A 21,525-nucleotide genomic window follows, 5' to 3' on the forward strand; every position below is an offset into this window, starting at 1 on the left:
CTTGTGCTTATAGTATTGCCGCATTTTTACCCGGTCGAGGCGCAGGCAGAGCCGGTCAGCTTTCAATGGCGGGCGATTTACGAGGCGAAAACGCTGCAGAACAGCAAGCTCAGATATGGCGAAGATCGCAGCAATCAAACAGAAACCGAGCCGACGCTGCGGCTGAACGTGCGGGGATTTAAAGACGAGCCGGTCTCTTTTTTCAGCGAGCTGGAGCTGATCCAGAAACGAAAGCGCCAGACGGGAAGCGGCGGCAATACCACCGATACGCTGAACTTCAACCAGCTCTGGCTGCGTGTTGATAACCTGCTGCTGCCGGAAACCGAACTGCGGCTGGGGCGCTGGCTGCTGCGCGACGAGCGGGAATGGCTGGTTGATGAAAACGTGGATGGCGTCCATGCGCGCTTTGGCGATGCGCTAAAAACGGCAGTAGGCGTGGGACGCGTCAATTACTGGCAGCGAAACCTGCTGGATAGCCACACGCGCGGCGATAAGACCACGCTGCTGATGCTGTTTTCTCGTTACGGGATCAACCCACAGTGGCGAGTCGGCGGCTATAGCTTCTGGCAGTATAATCGCGCCGCAGAAGGCGACAGGCAGCTCAACATGGGGCTGCGATCCTGGTCGCCTCCGCAGGCACCGGTCAGCCACTGGCTGGATATCGGCGCGGTACGCGGGCAAAAAGCGCGGCAGGCGCTGCGGGGCTATGCGCTGGACGGCGGCGTCACGCTGACCTTTAAACAGATAGCGTTACGTCCCCGGCTGACGCTGGGCTACGCCTGGGGCAGCGGCGACCGCGATGGCGATAACATTTCCAGGCGCTATCGACAGACCGGATTACAGGGGAACGAGGCCCGGTTCGGCGGCCTGGCGAAATATAAAATCTATGGCGACACGCTCGATCCTGAACTGAGCAATATCCATATCCTCACCGCAGGCGTGGGTGTGAATATCACTGACCGTCTTTCGCTTGATGTTATCGGCCATTACTACCGTCAGGATCGCCTGGGCCAGCAGGTCAAAAACAGTACGGCGCTGCAGGCTAAATACGATCGTCTGAGTACGAAAAAGCTGGGATCGGCGCTGGATATCGTGGCGGGCTGGCGAGCGTCGCCGCATATCCGAATAGAGGCCAGCGCCGCCTGGTTTGCGCCTTCGTCCCGCTTTTATAACGGTTCAGGGCAACGCAGCGAGCACGCCAGCAGCGCCAGCTCGTGGTGGCTGAAAGCGGGAATACAGTTTTAGCGCTTTAACATGATTTCTTTCATTTTCCCGGCCAAACCGGTAAAAAGCCGTGGCATACTACGGCTCTTTTTTCCGGATCGTCATTTATGAATGCAAATGTTTGGTTAGCGCTGGCATTAGTGCTGATTTTAGAAGGGATTGGCCCGATGCTGCTGCCGCGTATCTGGCGGCGTTTGATCCTCACGATGGCGCAGGTTCCCGACCGATTACTGCGTCGTTTCGGCGGCGGGCTGGTGGTCGCGGGCCTGGTGATCTGGTATAGCGTCAGCGTCCACGGCGGCGGATAACGGTACGAAAAAGCGCCCGTCGGCACCGGACCGCGCGACGGGTAAAAAAGTACGCAAACGTGTGCTAAAAGAGCTGAAAGACGTGTTTTACGGTGGTAGAATCCATTTTTAAGCAATCGGTGATTTTAGAAATGGGTAAGAACGTCGTCGTACTGGGCACCCAATGGGGTGACGAAGGTAAAGGAAAGATTGTTGACCTGCTGACCGAACGTGCGAAATACGTGGTTCGCTATCAGGGTGGTCATAACGCGGGCCACACGCTGGTCATCAACGGTGAAAAAACCGTCCTCCATTTAATTCCCTCTGGTATTCTGCGTGAAAACGTAACCAGCATCATCGGCAACGGTGTGGTGCTTTCACCGGCCGCGCTGATGAAAGAGATGAAGGGTCTGGAAGATCGCGGCTTTCCGGTACGCGACCGCCTGTTTATCTCCGAAGCCTGTCCGCTGATCCTGGAATATCACGTCGCGCTGGACGTGGCGCGTGAAAAAGCGCGCGGTGCCAAAGCGATCGGCACCACCGGTCGCGGCATCGGCCCAGCCTATGAAGACAAAGTTGCCCGTCGCGGTCTGCGCGTTGGCGACCTTTTCAATAAAGAAACCTTTGCGGCCAAGCTGAAAGAAGTGATGGAGTACCATAACTTCCAGCTGGTGAACTACTACAAAGAAGAAGCGGTCGACTACGACAAAGTGCTGAACGATATCATGGCCATTGCCGATATCCTGACCGGCATGGTGGTGGACGTTTCCGAACTGCTGGACGGCGCGCGTAAAAACGGTGACCTGATCATGTTTGAAGGCGCGCAGGGCACGCTGCTGGATATCGATCACGGCACCTATCCGTACGTAACTTCTTCTAACACCACCGCAGGCGGCGTAGCGACAGGTTCCGGTCTGGGCCCACGCTATGTGGATTACGTGCTGGGCATCGTAAAAGCCTATTCCACCCGCGTTGGTGCAGGCCCGTTCCCGACCGAGCTGTTCGACGAAACCGGCGAATTCCTGTGCAAGCAGGGTAACGAGTTCGGCGCCACTACCGGCCGCCGTCGTCGTACCGGCTGGCTGGATGCGGTTGCCGTGCGTCGCGCGGTGCAGATCAACTCGCTGTCTGGTTTCTGCATGACCAAGCTGGACGTGCTGGATGGCCTGAAAGAAGTTAAAATCTGCGTCGCTTACCGTATGCCGGACGGCCGCGAAGTGACCACCACGCCGCTGGCAGCAGAAGGCTGGGAAGGCATTGAGCCGATTTATGAAACCCTGCCGGGCTGGAGCGAAACCACCTTTGGCGTGAAAACGCTGGAAGGCCTGCCGCAGGCGGCGCGCAACTATATCAAGCGCGTTGAAGAAGTGACCGGCGTGCCGGTAGACATCATCTCTACCGGTCCTGACCGTAGCGAGACGATGATCCTGCGTGACCCTTTTGACGCATAAGATGTTAGCCAGGCCGGACAATATCCGGCCTGATTTCCTCTCCCGCTCTCTCGTCCCGCCCTCTCTTTATCAGCGCTTACTGAAATAAAATGGCCTCGAATGCGAAGGCTGGTTTATCATCATTGACAACACACTCATTTTTGAGCGGATTGCTGGCGCGTTTAGCGCCGTGCCGTTGAGGTAACCGTGCAGCTAACAAGTTTCACTGATTATGGTTTACGCGCGCTGATTTTTCTGGCCGCGCTGCCCGCAGGCAGGATGACCAGCATCACGGAAGTCACCGGGGCTTACGGCGTCTCGCGTAATCATATGGTTAAGATTATCAATCAGCTGAGTCGGGCAGGCTATGTCGCTGCGGTACGGGGCAAAAACGGCGGCATCCGGTTGGGTAAACCGGCCAGCGAGATCGTGATAGGCCAGGTCGTCCGCGATATGGAGCCGCTCCAGCTGGTGAACTGCCACAGTGACTTTTGCCACATCACCCCGGCCTGCCGCCTGAAAACGGCGCTGCACGAGGCCGTACAGTGTTTTCTCGCCGTGCTGGACGGCTACACGCTGGCCGATTTGGTTACCGACAACCATCCGCTCTACCAATTGCTGCGAATTGAGCAACCCTCTTTCCGCAGCTGATGACAACGGAGGAACCGCTATGTCAAAAGATCCATTTAAGGAACGGGAAGCTGAAAAATATGAGAACCCCATTCCCAGCCGCGAATTTATCCTTTCCCATTTAGATAAACGCGAAAAGCCCGCCAGCCGTGAAGAGCTGGCGGATGAACTTTCTATCTCTGGCGAAGAGCAAACCGAAGCGCTGCGCCGCCGCCTGCGCGCGATGGAGCGCGACGGACAGTTAGTGTTCACTCGTCGCCAGTGCTATGCGCTGCCGGAGCGTCTCGATCTGCTGCGCGGCAAGGTTATCGGCCATCGCGACGGCTTTGGCTTTTTGCGTGCCGAGGGCAGCAAAGACGATCTTTATCTCTCTGCCGAGCAGATGAAGATGTGTATGCACGGCGATGTGATCCTGGCCCAGGCAATGGGCGCCGATCGCAAAGGCCGCCGTGAAGCGCGCGTAGTGCGCGTGCTGGAGCCGCGTAATAACCAGATTGTTGGCCGCTACTTTACCGAAGCCGGCGTCGGCTTTGTGGTGCCGGACGACAGCCGACTGAGCTTTGATATCCTGATCCCGCCGGAAGAGCTGATGAACGCCCGTATGGGCTATGTGGTGGTGGTGGAGCTGATGCAGCGTCCTACCCGTCGCAGCAAGGCTATCGGTAAAGTGGTGGAAGTGCTCGGCGACAATATGGGTACCGGCATGGCCGTCGAAATGGCGCTGCGTACCCACGATATTCCTCACGTCTGGCCGGAAGCGCTGGAGCGCCAGATCGCCCAGCTGAAGGAAGAAGTGCCGGAAGAAGCCAAAGCGGGCCGCGTAGATCTGCGCGATCTGCCGCTGGTCACCATTGACGGCGAAGACGCCCGCGACTTTGATGACGCCGTCTTCTGCGAAAGAAAACGCGGCGGCGGCTGGCGCTTATGGGTAGCTATCGCCGACGTCAGCTATTACGTTCGTCCGGGCACGCCGCTGGATGACGAAGCGGTTAACCGCGGCACCTCGGTCTATTTCCCGTCGCAGGTGGTACCAATGCTGCCGGAAGTGCTGTCCAACGGGCTTTGCTCGCTGAACCCGCAGGTGGATCGCCTCTGTATGGTCTGTGAAATGACCATCTCCGCCACCGGCAAGCTGACCGGCTACAAGCATTACGAAGCGGTCATGAACTCCTGGGCGCGCCTGACCTATAACAAGGTCTGGAGCATCCTGCAGGGCAATCAGGAGCTGCGCGAACAGTACCAGCCGCTGGTGAAGGATCTGGAAGAGCTGCACCGCATGTATCTGGTGCTGGAAAAAGCGCGCGAGCAGCGCGGCGGTATCTCCTTTGAAACCGACGAAGCCAAATTTATCTTCAACGCCGATCGCCGTATCGAGCGCGTTGAGCAGGTGGCGCGCAACGACGCCCACAAGCTGATTGAAGAGTGCATGATCCTGGCGAACATCGCTTCAGCGCGCTTTGTGGAGAAAAACCACGAGCCGGCGCTGTTCCGCGATCACGATCGTCCAAGTGAAGAAAACATCAAAAGCTTCCGTTCCGTGCTGAACGAGCTGGGCCTGACGCTGGGCGGCGGCAACAAGCCGCATCCGCTGGATTACGCCGAGCTGCTGACGCAGATCTCTTCGCGTCCCGATGCCGAAATGCTGCAAACCATGCTGCTGCGCTCGATGAAGCAGGCGGTGTACGACCCGGAAAACCGTGGCCACTTCGGCCTGGCGCTGGCGTCCTATGCGCACTTCACGTCGCCAATCCGTCGTTATCCCGATCTGCTGCTGCATCGCGCCATCAAATACCTGCTGGCGAAAGAGAACAACACGCTGCAGGGCAACACCACGCCGACCGGTGGCTATCACTATGAAATGCAGCAGATGCTGCAATTTGGTCAGCACTGCTCAATGACCGAACGCCGTGCGGACGAAGCGACGCGTGACGTAGCCGACTGGCTGAAGTGCGACTTTATGCAGGATCAGGTGGGCGAAACCTTTACCGGCGTGATCTCCAGCGTTACCGGCTTCGGCTTCTTCGTCCGCTTAAACGATCTGTTTATCGACGGGCTGGTGCATGTTTCCACGCTGGACAACGACTACTACCGCTTTGACGCCATCGGGCAGCGCCTGGTTGGCGAGTCCGGCGGCAAATCCTATCGCCTGGGTGATACGGTTGAAGTGCGCGTGGACGCGGTACATATGGACGAGCGCAAAATTGACTTCGCGCTGATTTCAAGCGCGCGCAAACCGCGTGGCGAAGGCAAAACCGAGCGCGATCGGGCGAAGAAACCCGCCGCCCAGCACAGCGGCAAACGCCGTCGCGACCAGGGCAAAAAGGTGAACTTCGAGCCGGACAGCGCCTTCCGCAACGGCAAAAGCAAGGCCGGTGCGGCAGACGGCGCGAAAAGCGAGAAAAAACCGCGCAAGCCGTCGGATAAAAGCCGTAAAATCGCCGCCGCGACGCGTTCCAAACGCGCCGCGAAAAAGACCGATACGCCCGCATCCTGAAGGCAGGCAGACGCATAACCTCGCCGCATCCCGGATGCGGCATGTAACGACCAGTTGAGTAACAGTGAATGAGTGAAATAGTTTTTGGACTCCATGCCGTGCAGGCGCTGCTTGACAGCGATCCGCAGCGCTTTCAGGAAGTGTTTATCCTTAAAGGCCGTGACGATCGCCGTCTGCAGCCGGTAGTGAAGGCGCTGGAAGCGCAGGGCATCGTGATCCAGGTCGCCAGCCGTCAGTGGCTGGACAGCCAGGTCGAGGGCGGCGTGCATCAGGGGATCGTGGCGCGCGTCAAAGCCGGCCGCCAGTATCAGGAAAACGATCTGCCGGATCTGCTGGAAAAGCTGGAGAAACCTTTCCTGCTGATCCTGGACGGCGTAACCGATCCGCATAACCTGGGCGCCTGCCTGCGCAGCGCCGATGCGGCTGGCGTTCATGCGGTGATCGTGCCGAAAGATCGCTCCGCTCAGCTGAACGCCACGGCGAAAAAAGTGGCCAGCGGCGCGGCGGAAAACGTCCCGCTGATCCGCGTCACCAACCTGGCGCGCACGATGCGTATGCTCCAGGAAGCCAACGTCTGGATCGTCGGCACGGCGGGTGAAGCCGATCATACGCTGTACCAGAGCAAAATGACCGGCCCGATGGCGCTGGTGATGGGCGCGGAAGGCGAAGGCATGCGTCGTCTGACCCGTGAACACTGCGACGAGCTAATCAGCATTCCTATGGCTGGCAGCGTTTCCTCGCTGAACGTATCGGTCGCTACCGGCATCTGCCTGTTTGAGGCCGTGCGTCAGCGCGCGAAATAATCACGCCGGGGCGTGATCCGCGCCCCGAAATCCCTCTCTGCTCCTCGCCTGCGCCGTCCTCTTTTGCATACTGAGTGTGTGCCTACAGAAGGAGGTCAGGATGAACCGTACCCACCACGTCTTTAATCAGCCCCGTCCGCTGACCAACAGCAATCTTTTTCTTTCCGATACGCCGCTGCGCGAGGCCGTGCTGCGCGAAGGCGCGGGCTGGGACTGCGATCTGCTGGCGTCCGTCGGGCAGCAGCTGGGCAGCGCCGAGTCGTCAGAGCTGGGCAGGCTGGCCAACAGCTATCCGCCGGAGCTGCTGCGCTACGATGCTGTAGGCGAACGGCTGGACGATCTGCGCTTTCATCCCGCCTGGCATCTGCTGATGCAGGGGCTGTGCAGCAACCGCGTGCATAACCTGCCGTGGCAGGAGAATGCGCCGCCCGCAGCCTTTGTCGCGCGGGCCGCCCGCTTTATCCTGCACGCCCAGGTGGAAGCGGGCACGCTTTGCCCTGTCACCATGACTTTCGGCGCTATTCCGCTGCTGAAATCCCATCTGCCTGCGCCTTTTCGCGGCTGGCTTACGCCGCTGCTTTCCGACCGTTACGATCCGCATTTGCAGCCGGGCGAGCACAAGCGCGGGCTGCTTATCGGCATGGGCATGACTGAAAAACAGGGCGGCACCGATGTGCTGAGCAACACCACACGCGCCGAACCCGTGGGCAACGGCGAATACCGGCTCACCGGCCATAAATGGTTTTTTTCAGTGCCGCAAAGCGATGCGCATCTGGTGCTGGCGCAGGCCAAAGGCGGGCTTTCCTGCTTTTTCCTGCCGCGCCTGCTGCCGGACGGCAGCCGTAATGCCGTGCATCTGGAGCGGCTGAAGGACAAGCTGGGCAATCGGTCCAATGCCAGCAGCGAAGCGGAGTTCTTTGCGGCCAGCGGCTGGCTGATTGGCGAAGAGGGCGAAGGCGTCCGGCAGATTTTAAAAATGGGCGGCTATACCCGTTTTGACTGCGCGCTGGCGAGCCATGCGATGATGCGCCGCGCGTTTTCCATTGCGCTTTATCATTGCCATCAGCGTCAGGTGCAGGGCAAAAGCCTGGTCGATCAGCCGCTGATGCGTCAGCAGCTCTGCTCGCAGGCCCTGCTGCTGGAAGGGCAGACGGCGATGCTGCTGCGGCTGGCCGGCGCGTGGTCGGCGGAAAGCGGTGAAGCGGGCAAACTCTTCAGCCGACTGTTTACGCCTGCGGCGAAATACGTGGTGTGCAGACGCGGCATCAGCTTTGTCGCGGAGGCGATGGAAATGCTGGGCGGTATCGGCTACTGCGAGGAGAGCGAGCTGCCGAGGCTCTATCGTGAAATGCCGGTTAACAGCATCTGGGAAGGTGCCGGTAACGTGATGTGCCTGGACGTATTGCGCGTGCTGAGTAAGCAGCCAGCCGCCATGGAGCTGCTGGCCAGAGAGTTTGAGGCGGTGAAAGGGCAAAGCCGCTACTTCGACGGTGCCTGGCGCCAGTTAAAGCTGCTGCTGCGCCATCCGCAGGAAGCCCAGGCGCGTGCAATCTGCGAAAGCCTGTTCAACCTGGCCTGCGGCGTGCAGGTCATGAGGCAGCTGGAACCCTGCATAGCCGACGCCTGGTGCCGACAGCTGCGCGGGCCGGCGCCGCTGTCGGAAAAAGTCTGTCAGCGTTTGCTACTGCGCGCCACCGGCATTAGCTGACGGCCCATAAAGCACCGCCGTTGAATACCAGCGGCCCGGCATGACCGTTTCGCTGACCATCTGGATGACGTAATACTTCGCGCCCGCCTCGTTGGCTTTAGCGGCAATAGCCCGCGCGGCATCATCTGGCGAGCCGCGTACCGACACGCTGACGGTGCCGAGCCGCGTCAGCGTCGTGCTCTGCGCGCGCGTGATCTCCTGCGCCTGCGCCTGTACCGGCGGGGGCGGCTGCGGCGTGGTTTGGGTCAGGCTACAGCCCGTAAGCAGCAGCACGAAAAACAGGGATAACCTGGACATAAGCACTCCTCTTGATGGACTGCCTGAAGTGTAAGCTATCCCGATGCTTTATGCCTTGACGCGGAAAACCTGCACCAGAGCGGTCAGGTGATGGCCTTTGCGGCTCAGCTCTTGCGCGGTCAGCTCTGAGGTGGCGACCAGCTCGGTGCTTTCGTGCGTCGCCTGGCCAATCTGGTTCATGGCAATATTGACCTGGCCAATGCCCGCCGACTGCTCTTTAGACGCAATGTTGATTTCGCTCATCAGCACTTTCACCTGCTCGATACGGCCAACGATATCCTCCATTGACTGGCGCGTCTGCTCGGACAGATTGTGGCCCTGTACCACTTTGCTGAGCGAGTTTTCAATCAGGCCGTCAATCTCTTTGGCCGCCGTGGCGCTGCGCTGCGCCAGCGCGCGGACTTCCGCCGCCACCACCGCAAAGCCTTTACCGTGCTCGCCCGCGCGCGCCGCTTCCACTGCGGCGTTCAGCGCCAGGATATTGGTCTGGAAAGCAATAGATTCAATCACCTGAGTAATATCGGCAATGCTCTGCGAAGCGCTCTTGATATCGGTCATGGTCGTCACGGAACGCGTCACCGTTTCGCCGCCTTTACCGACCGCCGCCGCCGCTTCGCCTACCAGCGTCAACGCCTGGGAAACGTTAGCGGCGTTTTGCGCCACGGTAGCGCTCAGCTGCTCCATGCTGGCCGAGGTTTCTTCCACGCTGGCCGCCTGACGCGTGATCTGCTCGCTGATGTTTTCGCTGCTGGAGGCGATAGCATCCGTTCCGCTGCTGATCTCCTGAGCGGCTTCACGCACCTGAGAAACGATACGATCCAGCCCGTCGCCGATACCGTTGATTGCGACGATCAGCTTGCCCACTTCATCATGGCGCCGGGTTTCCAGCGTGGCCTGCAAATTACCGGCAGAGTAGTGCTCGGCCAGCTCGATGACCTGCTGTAGCGGCCTGCTTATCCAACGATGCGTGGTGGTGATAAAGCCCAGCGCGAACAGCGCAACCAGCGCGGCGCCCAGCGTCAGGAACAGATTGCGGGTATGTTGGATCGGCGCCAGCAGGCTGGCTTTATTGACTTCGCCCAGAATTATCCAGTGCCAGTCTGGCAGATGATGCCAGGCCATGATCTGCGTTTCGCCGTTGGCGTCTTTGACTTCCACCTTGCCAGAAGTCTGGCTCAGCAGCAGCTGGCGGGTGGCTTCCGGCCAGGCCGGCAGCTGGCCTTCGCGTTCAGGATGGAAGACATACTGGCCGCGTGTTTTGCCTGCGGCATCGCTCAGCACGGAGAAGTGACCGCTTTCGCCCAGCTTTTTCACCAGCACTTTTTCTCTAATCAACGCGTACTGTTTGGTAATATCCACGCCGACAAACAGAATGCCGACCACCTGTCCGCTGGCGTCTTTTACCGGCTGATACTGCGTGATATAGCGTTTGCCAAACAGCATGGCGACGCCCTGGAAGATCTGGCCCTGCTGCGCCATTTTCCAGGCCGGGCTGGCGCGATCCAGCCGGGTGCCGATAGCACGCTCGCCATTCTCTTTGCGTAGCGAGGTCGACACGCGCAGGAAATCGTCGCCGGTACGCACGAAAACGGTCGAGATAGCGCCGGTGCGCGCCAGAAAATCATCCACCAGGCTTTCGTCCAGATTCAGCGTTTTTAGCCCCGCACGCAGGACTGGCGCCTGTTCGGCACCAATCGTTACGCGTTCGCCAGGATCGATGGAGAACTGCTTCGGCAAAAAGCTTTGAAAAAGCGCGGTATAGTTAGCAACTTCTTCCCTCAGCGTGCTGTTGAACATGGTGGCCATATCGCCGATGCCGTCGACCTGGTTTTCCATATTTTCCAGCGTTAACGCCTGCATTTGATTCGACGCGTTATTGGTCAGCGCCAGCGTTAAAACTAAAAATAATGCGGCTACGCTTAGCGAGGTTATTACCGACAGCTTAACGCCGAGGCTCCAGCGCCCAAATGCGAGAAATTTCATAAAATAGCCTGTATTAAAAGAGGGGGGTCATAACGGTTAACGGCTGGAAAAAGAAAATATTTAGTGAGCGCTTCAGCATGCAGATCAATTAAATAAGCAATAAACTCAAATAACAGCATGATTAGCTGGCTATTTGTATTTGTAGCCTGTAGCGCAACGACTTAAGGGGAAAGTGATGATTGAAGTCAGTACGGAATTTTTTGCGGGGATTGAATGCCTGCACGCCGCGCCGACAGGCAAAAGAGACGAGCCGCTGCCTACTATCCTTTTTTATCACGGGTTTACCTCGTCGAAAGAGGTCTATAGCTATTTCGGCGTGGCGCTGGCGCTGGCGGGCTTTCGCGTGATCCTGCCCGACGCGGATATGCACGGCGCGCGCTATAACGGCGATAGCGAATATCGCCTGTCCCACTTCTGGGAAATCCTGAAAAGCAATATTGATGAAGTACCGCAGCTTATAGCCTCGCTGCGGCAGCAGAATTTGATTGAGGGTACGCGCCTTGCGGCGGCGGGTGCCTCAATGGGCGGCATGACCGCGCTGGGCGCGATGGCGCGCTACCCCTGTTTTACCAGCGTCGCCTGCCTGATGGGGTCGGGCTATTATATGTCGCTGTCCCACACGCTGTTTCCGCCGCTGGCCGTGCATACGCCCGAGCAGGCGCAGGCTTTTGCTCAGCGAATGGCGCCGCTGGCGGATTATGATATCAGTCGGCAGCTGGAGAAAATTGCCGATCGGCCGCTGCTGATTTGGCATGGTGAAGCGGATGAGATGGTACCGGTGGCAGAGAGCGTGCGGCTGGAAAAAGCGTTAAGAGAAGCGAAGCTCGATGCCGGGCTGACGTTTCTCACGGAGCAGGGCATCGGGCATCGCATCACGCCGTCGGCGCTGGAAGCCACGACAGCATTTTTCAAACGTCATTTGTAGACGGGATCACAGCTGCTGCGCCAGTCGTTGCGCAGCGGGGATCGTCACCAAAGGCTTGTCCGTCATCTGTCCCGTTGGCGAATCGATACGGTTTACATAGACGTAGCTGTTCGCCGCCTGGCTGGCTACGCTCTGCCCACAGTCGGTATCGGCAAGGGCGGGGGTGGAAAGGGCGAGTCCGAGTAAGGTGGCGATTGCGATGGTTTTCATGATTCAACTCCACAATCAGGTAACAAATCTGACGCCGGGCGTCAGGGTCTTGTCTTCACCCTGTAAGTTTAGCGCCGTTCGCGATAAAGTGTATTAGTAATTCTTGCTTTTTACCGTCGCGCTTTAGGGGCGAAAAAACAGGCTAATTGCCTGATCCCTTTCGCTTCCCACCGCAGCCTGGCTCAGGCTGACAAATAATTTACATCAGGCCGCGACTTTACCTTGAGTTTCCCCCCCGCCGCCAGTATGATTACGCGTCAATTTTTCAGCCGCATTCTCAGGTTGTGACCCGATAGTTGTCAGGTCACGGCTTATAACGTTCCTTGCTTCCATGGGCCGCGGTTGACCCCGACAGGAGGCTGAATAATCCGTAAGGAGCAAATTCGATGCGTCATTACGAAATCGTATTTATGGTTCACCCTGACCAGAGCGAACAGGTTCCTGGCATGATCGAGCGCTACTCTGCGACCATCACTGGTGCAGAAGGTACGATCCACCGCCTGGAAGACTGGGGCCGCCGTCAGCTGGCTTACCCGATCAACAAACTGCACAAAGCTCACTACGTTCTGCTGAACGTTGAAGCGCCGCAGGAAGCGATCGATGAGCTGGAAACTAACTTCCGCTTCAACGACGCCGTTATCCGCAGCATGGTTATGCGCGTTAAGCACGCGGTAACTGAAGCTTCTCCGATGGTTAAAGCGAAAGACGAGCGCCGTGAGCGTCGTGAAGATTTTGCTAACGAAACCTCTGATGAAGCAGATGCTGGGGATTCTGAAGAGTAATTGACCGTGGAGGCTAATCGGCTGACGCTGTCTGGCACCGTGTGCAAGACGCCGATGCGTAAAGTAAGCCCCTCAGGTATTCCACACTGCCAGTTCGTGCTTGAGCACAGATCGATGCAGGTGGAGGCCGGTTTTACCCGGCAAGCCTGGTGTCGCATGCCGGTGATTATCAGCGGCAAAGCCCATCAGGCCATTACTCAAAGTATAACGGTCGGCACGCCGGTCACCGTTTCAGGTTTCATTAGCAGCCATCAAGGGCGCAATGGGCTGAATAAGACGGTGCTGCATGCCGAGCAGATTGAATTGATAGATTCTGGAGACTAGCCAAATGGCACGTTATTTCCGTCGTCGCAAGTTCTGCCGTTTCACCGCGGAAGGCGTTCAAGAGATCGATTATAAAGATATCGCAACGCTGAAAAACTACATTACTGAAAGCGGTAAGATTGTACCAAGCCGTATCACTGGTACTCGCGCTAAATACCAGCGTCAGCTGGCTCGTGCTATCAAGCGCGCGCGTTACCTGTCTCTGCTGCCGTATACCGATCGTCATCAGTAACGGCTGTTGTCAATTAACGACTTTAAGAGGATAAGGTAATGCAAGTTATTCTGCTTGATAAAGTAGCAAACCTGGGCACCCTGGGCGACCAGGTAAACGTTAAAGCGGGCTACGCTCGTAACTTCCTGGTACCACAGGGCAAAGCTGTTCCTGCTACCAAGAAAAACGTTGAGTTCTTCGAAGCACGCCGTGCAGAGCTGGAAGCCAAACTGGCTGACGTTCTGTCCGCTGCTAACGCTCGCGCTGAGAAAATCAATGCACTGGGCACCGTTACCATCGCGTCTAAAGCAGGCGACGAAGGTAAACTGTTCGGTTCTATCGGTACTCGCGACATCGCTGACGCTGTAACTGCAGCCGGCGTTGAAGTAGCCAAGAGCGAAGTTCGCCTGCCGAACGGCGTTCTGCGCACTACCGGTGAGCACGAAGTGGACTTCCAGGTTCACAGCGAAGTCTTCGCTAAACTGACTGTAAACGTGGTTACTGAAGCTTAATCGCTTCTCTACCGCTTAAAAACGCCGGCCTTGTGCCGGCGTTTTTGTTTGTGAAAAGCGTTTTCTGAGCAAGTTTGTAATGTAAAAAGCCGACATCGCGTCGGCGTTTTTGTTTGGCTAATGAACCTGCAGAAACGCGCCGTCCGGCTGGCGGGTAAATAAAATTTCCCCCTGCTCCGTAGTTACGGCCAGTCCCGTCACCACGCCGTGCGAATTCTGGCGGATCCTGACCGCCTGACCGGCCTGCAAATTACTCAGCGGCTTGTCGTTGCCCTCCACGCGGGCCATTGCAAATACATCATTTACCGGCAGATTGTGGTCGCGGAACAGCTGCGCCAGCGTTTGCCCGTTGGCAATCTGGTAGTTTGTCCACTGTCCCTGAGCATCGCCTTTAGGCTGCTGGCTGTTATCCACCCGACCGCTAAGCTCCGCCTGTAGCGGCACGTCTGTTGTGGTGCGCTCAACGTTAACGGGGCGCTCCGTCTGCTCCGGCTGTCGCGGCGAAGGCCACAAAAAAGCCAGCAAAACCAGCGCCCCGGCCAGGATAATGCCGCGACGGTGGAAAGACGGCAGCGGATCCATCCAGCGCGCGGAATCCGCCAGGTGCCAGAGCCAGTTGAACCACTTCGATGCTGGTGACGCTTTAGTGACGGGCATGGCGTCGTCCTCCTTGCGCGATCCTCGCGCGAATAAAATAAACCGCTTTAACAAAGCCGGCCGGCGTTTCCTTCGTCTGCGGGCAATATGGCCCATGTTAACCTCTACTGAAATATAGCTGATAGCGCACTCTCCGCGCGGCTTTTATAGCGTAAGCGGAGCAGCGTTATTGTTTCCTTTTACGCTGAAAATGTCACCTGAAGAAGATGGCGTTTTACCCCTGTTGCCTGCGCTGTTATGCTTCGTCCTCAGTTTTATTACCAGTAAAGGAAAATCCATGACTACCCCTTCTTTAGACAGCGTAGAAGCACAAGCAAGCTACGGTATCGGTTTACAGGTTGGCCAGCAGCTGCTGGAATCCGGGCTGCAGGGGCTGCAGCCAGAAGCGCTGCTGGCTGGCCTGCGCGACGCGCTGGAAGGGAACTCCCCGGCTGTGCCCGTTGACGTTGTTCACCGCGCGCTGCGTGAAGTGCACGAGCGTGCCGACGTGGTTCGTCGCGAGCGTCAGCAGGCGATGGCCGCCGAAGGCCAGAAATTCCTGGAAGAGTACGGTCAGCGTGACGGCGTGAGCAGCACCGAATCCGGCCTGCAGTTCAGCGTCATCAAGCAGGGCGACGGCGCTATTCCGTCTCGCCAGGATCGCGTTCGCGTTCACTATACCGGCAAACTGATCGACGGCAGCGTGTTTGACAGCTCCGTGGCGCGCGGCGAACCGGCTGAGTTCCCGGTCAGCGGCGTTATCCCAGGCTGGATCGAAGCGCTGACCCTGATGCCGGTCGGCTCAAAGTGGGAGCTGGTTATCCCACAGAACCTGGCCTACGGCGAGCGCGGCGCTGGCGCTTCCATTCCGCCATTCAGCACGCTGGTGTTTGAAGTTGAGCTGTTAGAAATTCTGTAACAGCCGATCCTGCCGGGATAACGATTGTTGTTGTTCCGGCAGGATACCTGTTATTCCTCAATATTGCCTGATATGAATTTTATTACGCGTTAAATAACGCGGATGCTTTAACTAATAGCCTTTTCTCACGCGTTGAAAATATATTCAGCCGATTCTGAAAATACCCTGCTGGATTATTTTGATCCTGAAGGAAGGTTTGACTACGCCGCTTTTTTGAAATAAGTTCTCGACGTGGCAATGAATGCCATAGTAATGCTGATGATATTATTATCAAGGAGAACTATAAATGCGCGAGTTGACCAACAATGAAATGGCCGCGGTTGCAGGCGCCGGGCTTTTTTCTGATATCGGCAAAGGTATTGGCTTTCTTATCGGTTCTGTGATCGACCAGGGCGCCTCTGCCGGTGGCTTAACAACTTCTTCCGTTGACGCTGTTTCCCAACTGGGCGGCGGAATTGGTAAAATACTGGAGTTAAACATTTCCGGTGCGATTAACGATATTGGTGCGGGCGTGGTTGGCCTGGTCAAATATGGTATTGACTCCATTAATAGCCTGAAATCCTCTACCGGCGCATAAGTTTATTACCACTGGTAATAAATAAAGCCAGCCTTGTATGCCAGGCTGGCTTTTTTATGAAAGATTCGTCAGTTAAGGCCAATATGGTAAAGCGCAAAGCCGATATCGTCCTGGCCTGCTTGCTTCAGCGGATATTGGCCATGGTTTTTAATAAATTCAGCTGCTTTTGAAGATGGCGAGGTCTCAAAAAAGATATTCAGAGGGACCTTAGCGTTAATATTTTCCAGCCGCCAGTTATTATCCGCCTGCGGGCTGACTTCGCCATGCACCCGGGTCTGCGCCGTAATGTATGCCGCTACGACAGCGCGATTTTCATCCGGAGAAGCAAAAGCGACGTGATCCTCGCCGGTTCCGGCAAATTTGCCGCCGTAGGCGCGATAGTTATTGGTCGCCACCAGAAAAGTCGCCTCGGGATCGACTGGTTTTCCCTGGAAGGTTAAATCGCGGATACGGGAAGCCTTGTCATTAATCAACTGACATTCCGCATCGTAGCGGGCAGGCTGCGTGACGTCGATTCGGTAGCTCACGCCGTCAATAACGTCGAAATTATAGGTACGAAAATCCCAGTTAATCAGCGGCTGCGGTTTAGTACTGGCCGGATCGATCTGGTTAAACTGACCCGCCGAGCATTCCAGCCACTCTTTTACCTCTTTACCGCTGGCCTTTACGACCACCAGCGTATTGGGATAGAGGTAAAGATCCGCTGCGTTACGAAAGGTCAGCGGGCCTTTTTCCACTTCCACATAGCTGGCCGGATCGTTTTTACGGCCGCCGGCTTTGAACGGTGCGGCGGCGGAAAGCACGGGCAGATTGGCCAGATCCGGATCGCCCTGAATAAAGCGCTCTGCATAATCGCGCTGCGCATTATTCACAATCTGCACGGTCGGATCGTCCTGAACCAGCGACAGATAGCTGTACATCACGTCTGCCGATTTTCCGATAGGCTGGCTGACAAATTCACGCGTGGCGTGATGATCGGGCGCCATCACCTTCAGCAGCGCCGGATCTTCCGCCGCCAGCGATTTTTTCGCCGCCGTATCGTAAATGGGCCGGGCCTGCGCGGTCGCTTCGCTTACCCGCCAGCGGCCTGCATCGTTATTAAGCACCAGATCGACCACGCCCAGATGATCGCCCCACATGCCCGGCATCACCGCCGGTATCCCGTTCAGCGTACCTTTAGCGATATCGGCACCTTTGATCGCGGCAAAATCTTTGCTGGGGAAAACGGCGTGCGCATGGCCAAACAGGATGGCGTCGATGCCGGGAACCTGGCTGAGGTAGTAAACGGAGTTTTCCGCCATCGCGTGCCACGGCTCGCTGGAGAGGCCAGAATGGGGGATAGCCACGATCAGATCCGCGCCCTGGCGGCGCATCTCCGGCACCCATTTACGGGCGGTTTCGGTAATATCCTCCACGGTAATTTTACCGCTGAGGTTTTTCTTGTCCCACACCATAATCTGCGGCGGCACAAAACCGATGTAGCCCACTTTGAGCTGATGCTTGTTGCCCTCGCGATCCGTCACTTCCGTCGCCTTAATCAAAAAAGGCGTGAACAGCGGCTTACCGCTGTGGATATCAATGATATTGGCATTGATGTAGGGGAATTTCGCGCCGCTGATGGCTTTTTGCAGGTAATCCAGGCCATAGTTGAATTCATGGTTGCCCAGGTTGCCTACCGTGTAATCCAGCGTGTTCAGCGCCTTGTAAACGGGATGGATTTCGCCCTGCTGTAAGCCCCTGGCCGCCACATAGTCACCGAGCGGGCTGCCCTGAATAATGTCGCCGTTATCCACCAGCACGCTGTTGGCGGCCTCTTTACGCGCCGCCTCAATTAACGTTGCGGTACGCACCAGCCCGAACTTTTCCGTTGGGGTATCCTTGTAGTAATCGAAATCCATCATATTGCTGTGCAGGTCGGTGGTTTCCAGCAGGCGGAAATCGACCGTGGCAGCATGTAGCGCGCAGCTGACCAGCAGCGCAACGGGCGTCACAACGGACTTAATCATTGTTTCTCCTTAATAGCGTTTGTGTAATCCCTAACGTCGCAAAGTTTTATGAAACTAATACCTTCTTTCTCATAATTATGTGAGCAGCTACAAATATTTATCTCTTATGGCCCGGCCCGTCGGGAACGATTAAGGTCGTTGCGGGGTCAACCTGATGAAAAACAGCAGCCCCTGCGGCGTAAAATAATTTATGCTATTGATAATTAAGCGCTGGCGGATCGTTTGGCCTTCGATCTTTGCTATCGACTATGATCAACAGAGAGCGCTGGCGCTGGCAAAGTGATAGCCAGCGCCAGCCAGCAAATCAAGAGGTGGACAATGTTAGAGAATATATGCCAGCTGGCACGAGACGCGGGCGTTGCCATCATGCAGATATACGATGGTCAGGCGCCGCTTGATGTTGCCACAAAATCCGATGATTCGCCGGTCACCGCAGCGGATATCGCCGCACACAAGGTGATCCTGAAGGGGCTGACCACGCTGACGCCCGACGTGCCCGTTTTGTCTGAAGAAGATCCGCCGGGCTGGGAGATCCGCCAGCACTGGCAGCGCTACTGGCTGGTCGATCCGCTGGACGGCACCAAGGAGTTTATCAAGCGGAACGGCGAGTTCACCGTCAATATTGCGCTGATTGAAAACGGCAAGCCCGTGCTGGGCGTGGTCTACGCGCCGGTGATGGACGTGATGTATTCGGCCGCCGAGGGGAAAGCCTGGAAGGAAGAGGGCGGCGTAAAAACGCAGATCCACGTGCGCGAGGCGCGCCCGCCGCTGGTGGTGGTCAGCCGTTCGCATTCCGACAGCGAGCTGGAGGATTACCTTAGCCAGCTGGGCGAGCATCAGACCATTGCTATTGGCTCCTCGCTGAAGTTCTGTCTGGTCGCGGAAGGCAAGGCGCAGCTCTATCCCCGCTTTGGGCCAACGAATATCTGGGATACCGGTGCAGGCCACGCCGTAGCCATTGCCGCAGGCGCGCACGTGCATGACTGGCAGGGGAAAACGCTGGACTATGCGCCGCGCGAAGCCTTTTTGAATCCGGGCTTCCGCGTCTCGATCTTTTAATCGGCCAGGGGAGGCGGCACCGGCGCCTCCCTCTGTCCGTCAGCGTAACAGCTGACGCACCAGCATAATCACCTGCTGGACTTCCTGCTGCGTCAGCGCGCCATCCTTGACGAAACGCACCTTTCCTCCGCTATCCAGCACAATAATCGCCGACCCTTCATCCTGCAGCTGCCAGGCCCGTTTGGCCGTGCCGTCGCTGTCGACGATAAACTGCGACCAGGGATACTGTTTCTTATTGCTCTGAATGCTGCTGCGGACAAACATGCCGGTGCCGGGGATAGCATCGTCGGTATTCACCAGCGTGGTGGTCTGATAGCGATCGTGGGGAAACCGGGCCGATTTAATCGCCTCGATCAGCGCCGCATTTTTCTCTTTGGCCGAGGCGCGTCCGGCGATGTGCTGAAGAACGCGCACTTTGCCCGGCAGCGCGGCGCTGTTCCAGACTCGATAGCTGAACTGCTCCTGCTGATAACGCAGCTCGCCTTGATCGGTAATGCCGACAGGCGGCACGCGCTGGCCTGTAACCAGGTTATGGGCGCTGGCGGCGCACGACAGCAACGTTAACAGCAGCAGTAAAAGACGAAAAATCATGATTGAACTCATTAGTCATGTTTCTGCAATAATAAACGTGGATGATGCGTCTGTCGCAGCGATACAACATCTTTGCAACACAACGCACAATTCCGTAAAGGTCGAAGGTTTATACTGCGTTCATGCAGCCGGGTGAAAGAGCCTACTGTCATGATGTGTAAAAACAGTAAAAAAACTCGGTTTTAGGAATTTTAGAAGTGAAACCTGGTCTATAGTGTATCCACTTTGTGCTGCAAAGATTCGTACCGAACTTGGAAACGACGCAGCACGCATCATCTTTCAGGAGTTGTAACATGAAGATTTTCCAGCGCTATAATCCGCTGCAGGTGGCCAAATATGTCAAAACACTGTTCCGTGGCCGGATCTACATCAAAGATGTAGGCGCATTTGAGTTCGATAAAGGTAAGATCCTGATCCCACGCATTAAAGATAAGCAGCACTATAGCGTGATGTCAGAAGTGAACCGTCAGGTGCTGCGTTTGCAGACCGAGTTCAACTAGCAACCGGCAGGCCGGTTCAAAAGAAAGAAGGCGCGAAATTCGCGCCTTTTCTGTTTTTATTCTTCGACCATTTTGTTCAGCACGGCGGCACCCTGTCGGGTTTCATCAATCCTCGTCACCAGAAGCTGATCGATACGGTAGCTGTCGATATCCACTACCTCGAACTTATAGCCGTGAAACTTCACGAAGTCGGTGCGTTTAGGGATTTTTCTCAGCATATACATCATAAAGCCGCCGATAGTCTCGTAGTTGCCTGACTGCGGGAACTCGTCGATATCCAGTACGCGCATCACGTCGTCGATTGGCGTGCCGCCTTCCACCAGCCAGGAATTCTCGTCGCGCGCCACGATCTGCTCTTCCATTCCCTGGCCAACCAGATCGCCCATCAGCGTGGTCATCACATCGTTCAGGGTAATGATCCCCACTACCAGCGCATATTCGTTCATGATCACCGCAAAATCTTCCCCTGCGGTTTTAAAGCTTTCCAGCGCCTCGGAGAGCGTCAGCGTATCCGGCACGATCAACGCCGAACGGATCTGCACGCCGCTGTTAAGCGCCATGCTCTGGTTGCCCAGCACGCGCAGCAGCAGCTCTTTGGAATCGACATAGCCGACGATATGGTCGATATCGTCATTACAGACCAGAAACTTGGAGTGCGGATGATTGGCAATCTTCTCCTTCAGGCTCGACTCATCCTCATGCAGATTGAACCACACCACGTTCTCGCGCGAGGTCATGGAGGAGGGCACGGTGCGCGACTCCAGCTCAAACACGTTTTCAATCAGCTCGTGCTCCTGCTTGCGCAGTACGCCAGCGAGCGCGCCCGCTTCTACCACCGCGTAGATATCGTCCGAGGTGATATCGTCCTTGCGCACCAGCGGGATCTTAAACAGGCGGAAAATAATATTGGCGCCGCCGTTAAAGAACCACACCAGCGGCCGAAAGATAAACAGGCACATCCGCATTGGATTGATGATTTTCAGCGCGACGGTTTCCGGCGCGATCATCCCCAGACGTTTTGGGAAAAGATCGGCGAACAGGATAAACAGGCTGGTCACCACGGTAAAAGAGGCGATAAAGCTCAGCTGCTCCGCCAGTACCGGGCCGGTGATGCGATCGAAAAGCGAGCGGAACACGGGCGAAAACGCGGAATCGCCCACGATACCGCCCAGAATAGCCACGGCGTTCAGGCCTATCTGCACCACGGTAAAAAACATCCCCGGCGTTTCCTGCATCTTCAGCACGCGCTGGGCGTTGATGTTGCCGTCGTCCGCCAGCAGCTTCAGCTTGATTTTGCGCGAGGCGGCCAGAGAGATTTCCGAAAGTGAAAAAAATGAGCTGATGGCGATCAGCATTAAGATGACAAGCAAGCTGTCTAACATAAAACATCCATTAAATGGCCGCTTCAGGCGCTTTC

23 protein-coding genes are annotated in these 21,525 nt (G+C 56.7%); 16 read left to right on the forward strand and 7 right to left on the reverse strand.

Annotation, left to right across the window (positions count from 1 at the left end; all coding sequences use genetic code 11):
- The first annotated feature begins 3 nt into the window (after positions 1 to 3).
- The 7 genes from AB6T85_RS07070 to AB6T85_RS07100 all read left to right on the forward strand — a co-directional run bounded on the left by AB6T85_RS07070 (position 4) and on the right by AB6T85_RS07100 (position 8,576).
- Positions 4 to 1,245, forward strand: coding sequence for an alginate export family protein (locus AB6T85_RS07070; protein ID WP_369895126.1), 1,242 nt, complete (start codon positions 4 to 6; stop codon positions 1,243 to 1,245).
- A gap of 86 nt (positions 1,246 to 1,331) precedes the next feature.
- Positions 1,332 to 1,532 (forward strand): DUF2065 domain-containing protein, encoded by a 201-nt coding sequence (locus AB6T85_RS07075; protein ID WP_125290314.1) that lies wholly within the window; start codon positions 1,332 to 1,334, stop codon positions 1,530 to 1,532.
- Positions 1,533 to 1,663: 131 nt separating this feature from the next.
- Complete coding sequence (locus AB6T85_RS07080; RefSeq protein ID WP_253455869.1) at positions 1,664 to 2,962, forward strand: adenylosuccinate synthase; 1,299 nt, start codon at positions 1,664 to 1,666, stop codon at positions 2,960 to 2,962.
- 186 nt (positions 2,963 to 3,148) lie between these two features.
- Positions 3,149 to 3,592: a nitric oxide-sensing transcriptional repressor NsrR gene (gene nsrR / locus AB6T85_RS07085; protein ID WP_253455868.1), complete on the forward strand. Its 444-nt coding sequence runs from the start codon at positions 3,149 to 3,151 to the stop codon at positions 3,590 to 3,592.
- A gap of 19 nt (positions 3,593 to 3,611) precedes the next feature.
- Positions 3,612 to 6,065: a ribonuclease R gene (gene rnr / locus AB6T85_RS07090; RefSeq protein WP_253455866.1), complete on the forward strand. Its 2,454-nt coding sequence runs from the start codon at positions 3,612 to 3,614 to the stop codon at positions 6,063 to 6,065.
- Positions 6,066 to 6,133: 68 nt separating this feature from the next.
- Positions 6,134 to 6,868, forward strand: coding sequence for a 23S rRNA (guanosine(2251)-2'-O)-methyltransferase RlmB (rlmB, locus tag AB6T85_RS07095; RefSeq protein ID WP_253455864.1), 735 nt, complete (start codon positions 6,134 to 6,136; stop codon positions 6,866 to 6,868).
- Positions 6,869 to 6,968: 100 nt separating this feature from the next.
- Positions 6,969 to 8,576, forward strand: a complete 1,608-nt coding sequence (locus AB6T85_RS07100) for an isovaleryl-CoA dehydrogenase (RefSeq protein WP_369895129.1) — start codon at positions 6,969 to 6,971, stop codon at positions 8,574 to 8,576.
- Here AB6T85_RS07100 and bsmA read toward each other — a convergent pair.
- Together bsmA and AB6T85_RS07110 are read right to left on the reverse strand one after the other, a co-directional pair.
- Positions 8,550 to 8,873: a biofilm peroxide resistance protein BsmA gene (gene bsmA / locus AB6T85_RS07105; protein ID WP_253455860.1), complete on the reverse strand. Its 324-nt coding sequence runs from the start codon at positions 8,871 to 8,873 to the stop codon at positions 8,550 to 8,552. The two genes, AB6T85_RS07100 and bsmA, sit on opposite strands and share 27 nt — an antisense overlap.
- A gap of 48 nt (positions 8,874 to 8,921) precedes the next feature.
- On the reverse strand, positions 8,922 to 10,856 hold the full coding sequence (locus AB6T85_RS07110) for a methyl-accepting chemotaxis protein (protein ID WP_369895131.1): 1,935 nt from the start codon (positions 10,854 to 10,856) through the stop codon (positions 8,922 to 8,924).
- Between the two features lie 175 nt (positions 10,857 to 11,031).
- On the opposite strand from AB6T85_RS07110, the gene yjfP reads away from it, so the two are divergent.
- On the forward strand, positions 11,032 to 11,781 hold the full coding sequence (yjfP, locus tag AB6T85_RS07115; protein ID WP_253455855.1) for an esterase: 750 nt from the start codon (positions 11,032 to 11,034) through the stop codon (positions 11,779 to 11,781).
- Between the two features lie 6 nt (positions 11,782 to 11,787).
- Here the strand turns inward: yjfP and AB6T85_RS07120 are convergent, their stop codons facing one another.
- On the reverse strand, positions 11,788 to 11,991 hold the full coding sequence (locus tag AB6T85_RS07120) for a hypothetical protein (RefSeq protein WP_253455853.1): 204 nt from the start codon (positions 11,989 to 11,991) through the stop codon (positions 11,788 to 11,790).
- 386 nt (positions 11,992 to 12,377) lie between these two features.
- Between AB6T85_RS07120 and rpsF the strand changes: the two genes are divergently transcribed.
- From rpsF to rplI, 4 genes are read left to right on the forward strand one after another with little or no spacing between them, the layout of a single operon-like run.
- Positions 12,378 to 12,773 (forward strand): 30S ribosomal protein S6, encoded by a 396-nt coding sequence (rpsF, locus tag AB6T85_RS07125; protein WP_125290324.1) that lies wholly within the window; start codon positions 12,378 to 12,380, stop codon positions 12,771 to 12,773.
- A 6-nt stretch (positions 12,774 to 12,779) separates the two neighbouring features.
- Positions 12,780 to 13,097 (forward strand): primosomal replication protein N, encoded by a 318-nt coding sequence (gene priB, locus AB6T85_RS07130; protein ID WP_125290423.1) that lies wholly within the window; start codon positions 12,780 to 12,782, stop codon positions 13,095 to 13,097.
- 4 nt (positions 13,098 to 13,101) lie between these two features.
- Positions 13,102 to 13,329, forward strand: coding sequence for a 30S ribosomal protein S18 (rpsR, locus tag AB6T85_RS07135; protein WP_000135199.1), 228 nt, complete (start codon positions 13,102 to 13,104; stop codon positions 13,327 to 13,329).
- Between the two features lie 38 nt (positions 13,330 to 13,367).
- On the forward strand, positions 13,368 to 13,820 hold the full coding sequence (gene rplI / locus AB6T85_RS07140) for a 50S ribosomal protein L9 (RefSeq protein ID WP_125290325.1): 453 nt from the start codon (positions 13,368 to 13,370) through the stop codon (positions 13,818 to 13,820).
- 117 nt (positions 13,821 to 13,937) lie between these two features.
- On the opposite strand, the gene AB6T85_RS07145 is transcribed toward rplI, so the two are convergent.
- The gene (locus AB6T85_RS07145) at positions 13,938 to 14,477 is read right to left on the reverse strand and encodes an OapA family protein (RefSeq protein ID WP_253455851.1); all 540 of its coding nucleotides are present in this window, start codon (positions 14,475 to 14,477) and stop codon (positions 13,938 to 13,940) included.
- Positions 14,478 to 14,754: 277 nt separating this feature from the next.
- Here AB6T85_RS07145 and bamJ point away from each other — a divergent pair, with 277 nt between their 5' ends.
- Positions 14,755 to 15,375, forward strand: a complete 621-nt coding sequence (gene bamJ, locus AB6T85_RS07150; protein ID WP_125290327.1) for a BamJ family beta-barrel-assembly machinery protein — start codon at positions 14,755 to 14,757, stop codon at positions 15,373 to 15,375.
- Positions 15,376 to 15,661: 286 nt separating this feature from the next.
- Entirely contained in the window at positions 15,662 to 15,952 is a 291-nt protein-coding gene (locus tag AB6T85_RS07155) for a hypothetical protein (protein WP_369895133.1), read from the forward strand.
- A 68-nt stretch (positions 15,953 to 16,020) separates the two neighbouring features.
- Here AB6T85_RS07155 and AB6T85_RS07160 read toward each other — a convergent pair whose 3' ends face one another.
- The gene (locus AB6T85_RS07160; RefSeq protein ID WP_369895134.1) at positions 16,021 to 17,958 is read right to left on the reverse strand and encodes a bifunctional 2',3'-cyclic-nucleotide 2'-phosphodiesterase/3'-nucleotidase; all 1,938 of its coding nucleotides are present in this window, start codon (positions 17,956 to 17,958) and stop codon (positions 16,021 to 16,023) included.
- Positions 17,959 to 18,276: 318 nt separating this feature from the next.
- Between AB6T85_RS07160 and cysQ the strand changes: the two genes are divergently transcribed.
- Entirely contained in the window at positions 18,277 to 19,017 is a 741-nt protein-coding gene (gene cysQ, locus AB6T85_RS07165; protein WP_253455845.1) for a 3'(2'),5'-bisphosphate nucleotidase CysQ, read from the forward strand.
- A gap of 39 nt (positions 19,018 to 19,056) precedes the next feature.
- On the opposite strand, the gene AB6T85_RS07170 is transcribed toward cysQ, so the two are convergent.
- On the reverse strand, positions 19,057 to 19,611 hold the full coding sequence (locus AB6T85_RS07170) for a YtfJ family protein (RefSeq protein ID WP_369895295.1): 555 nt from the start codon (positions 19,609 to 19,611) through the stop codon (positions 19,057 to 19,059).
- A 290-nt stretch (positions 19,612 to 19,901) separates the two neighbouring features.
- On the opposite strand from AB6T85_RS07170, the gene AB6T85_RS07175 reads away from it, so the two are divergent.
- Complete coding sequence (locus tag AB6T85_RS07175; RefSeq protein WP_246760837.1) at positions 19,902 to 20,108, forward strand: DUF1107 domain-containing protein; 207 nt, start codon at positions 19,902 to 19,904, stop codon at positions 20,106 to 20,108.
- Positions 20,109 to 20,164: 56 nt separating this feature from the next.
- Here AB6T85_RS07175 and paeA read toward each other — a convergent pair whose 3' ends face one another.
- On the reverse strand, positions 20,165 to 21,490 hold the full coding sequence (paeA, locus tag AB6T85_RS07180; RefSeq protein WP_253455841.1) for a polyamine export protein PaeA: 1,326 nt from the start codon (positions 21,488 to 21,490) through the stop codon (positions 20,165 to 20,167).
- Positions 21,491 to 21,525 lie beyond the last annotated feature (35 nt).

This window comes from Erwinia aeris, from assembly GCF_041224955.1.
GTDB classification, from domain to species: domain Bacteria; phylum Pseudomonadota; class Gammaproteobacteria; order Enterobacterales; family Enterobacteriaceae; genus Erwinia; species Erwinia aeris.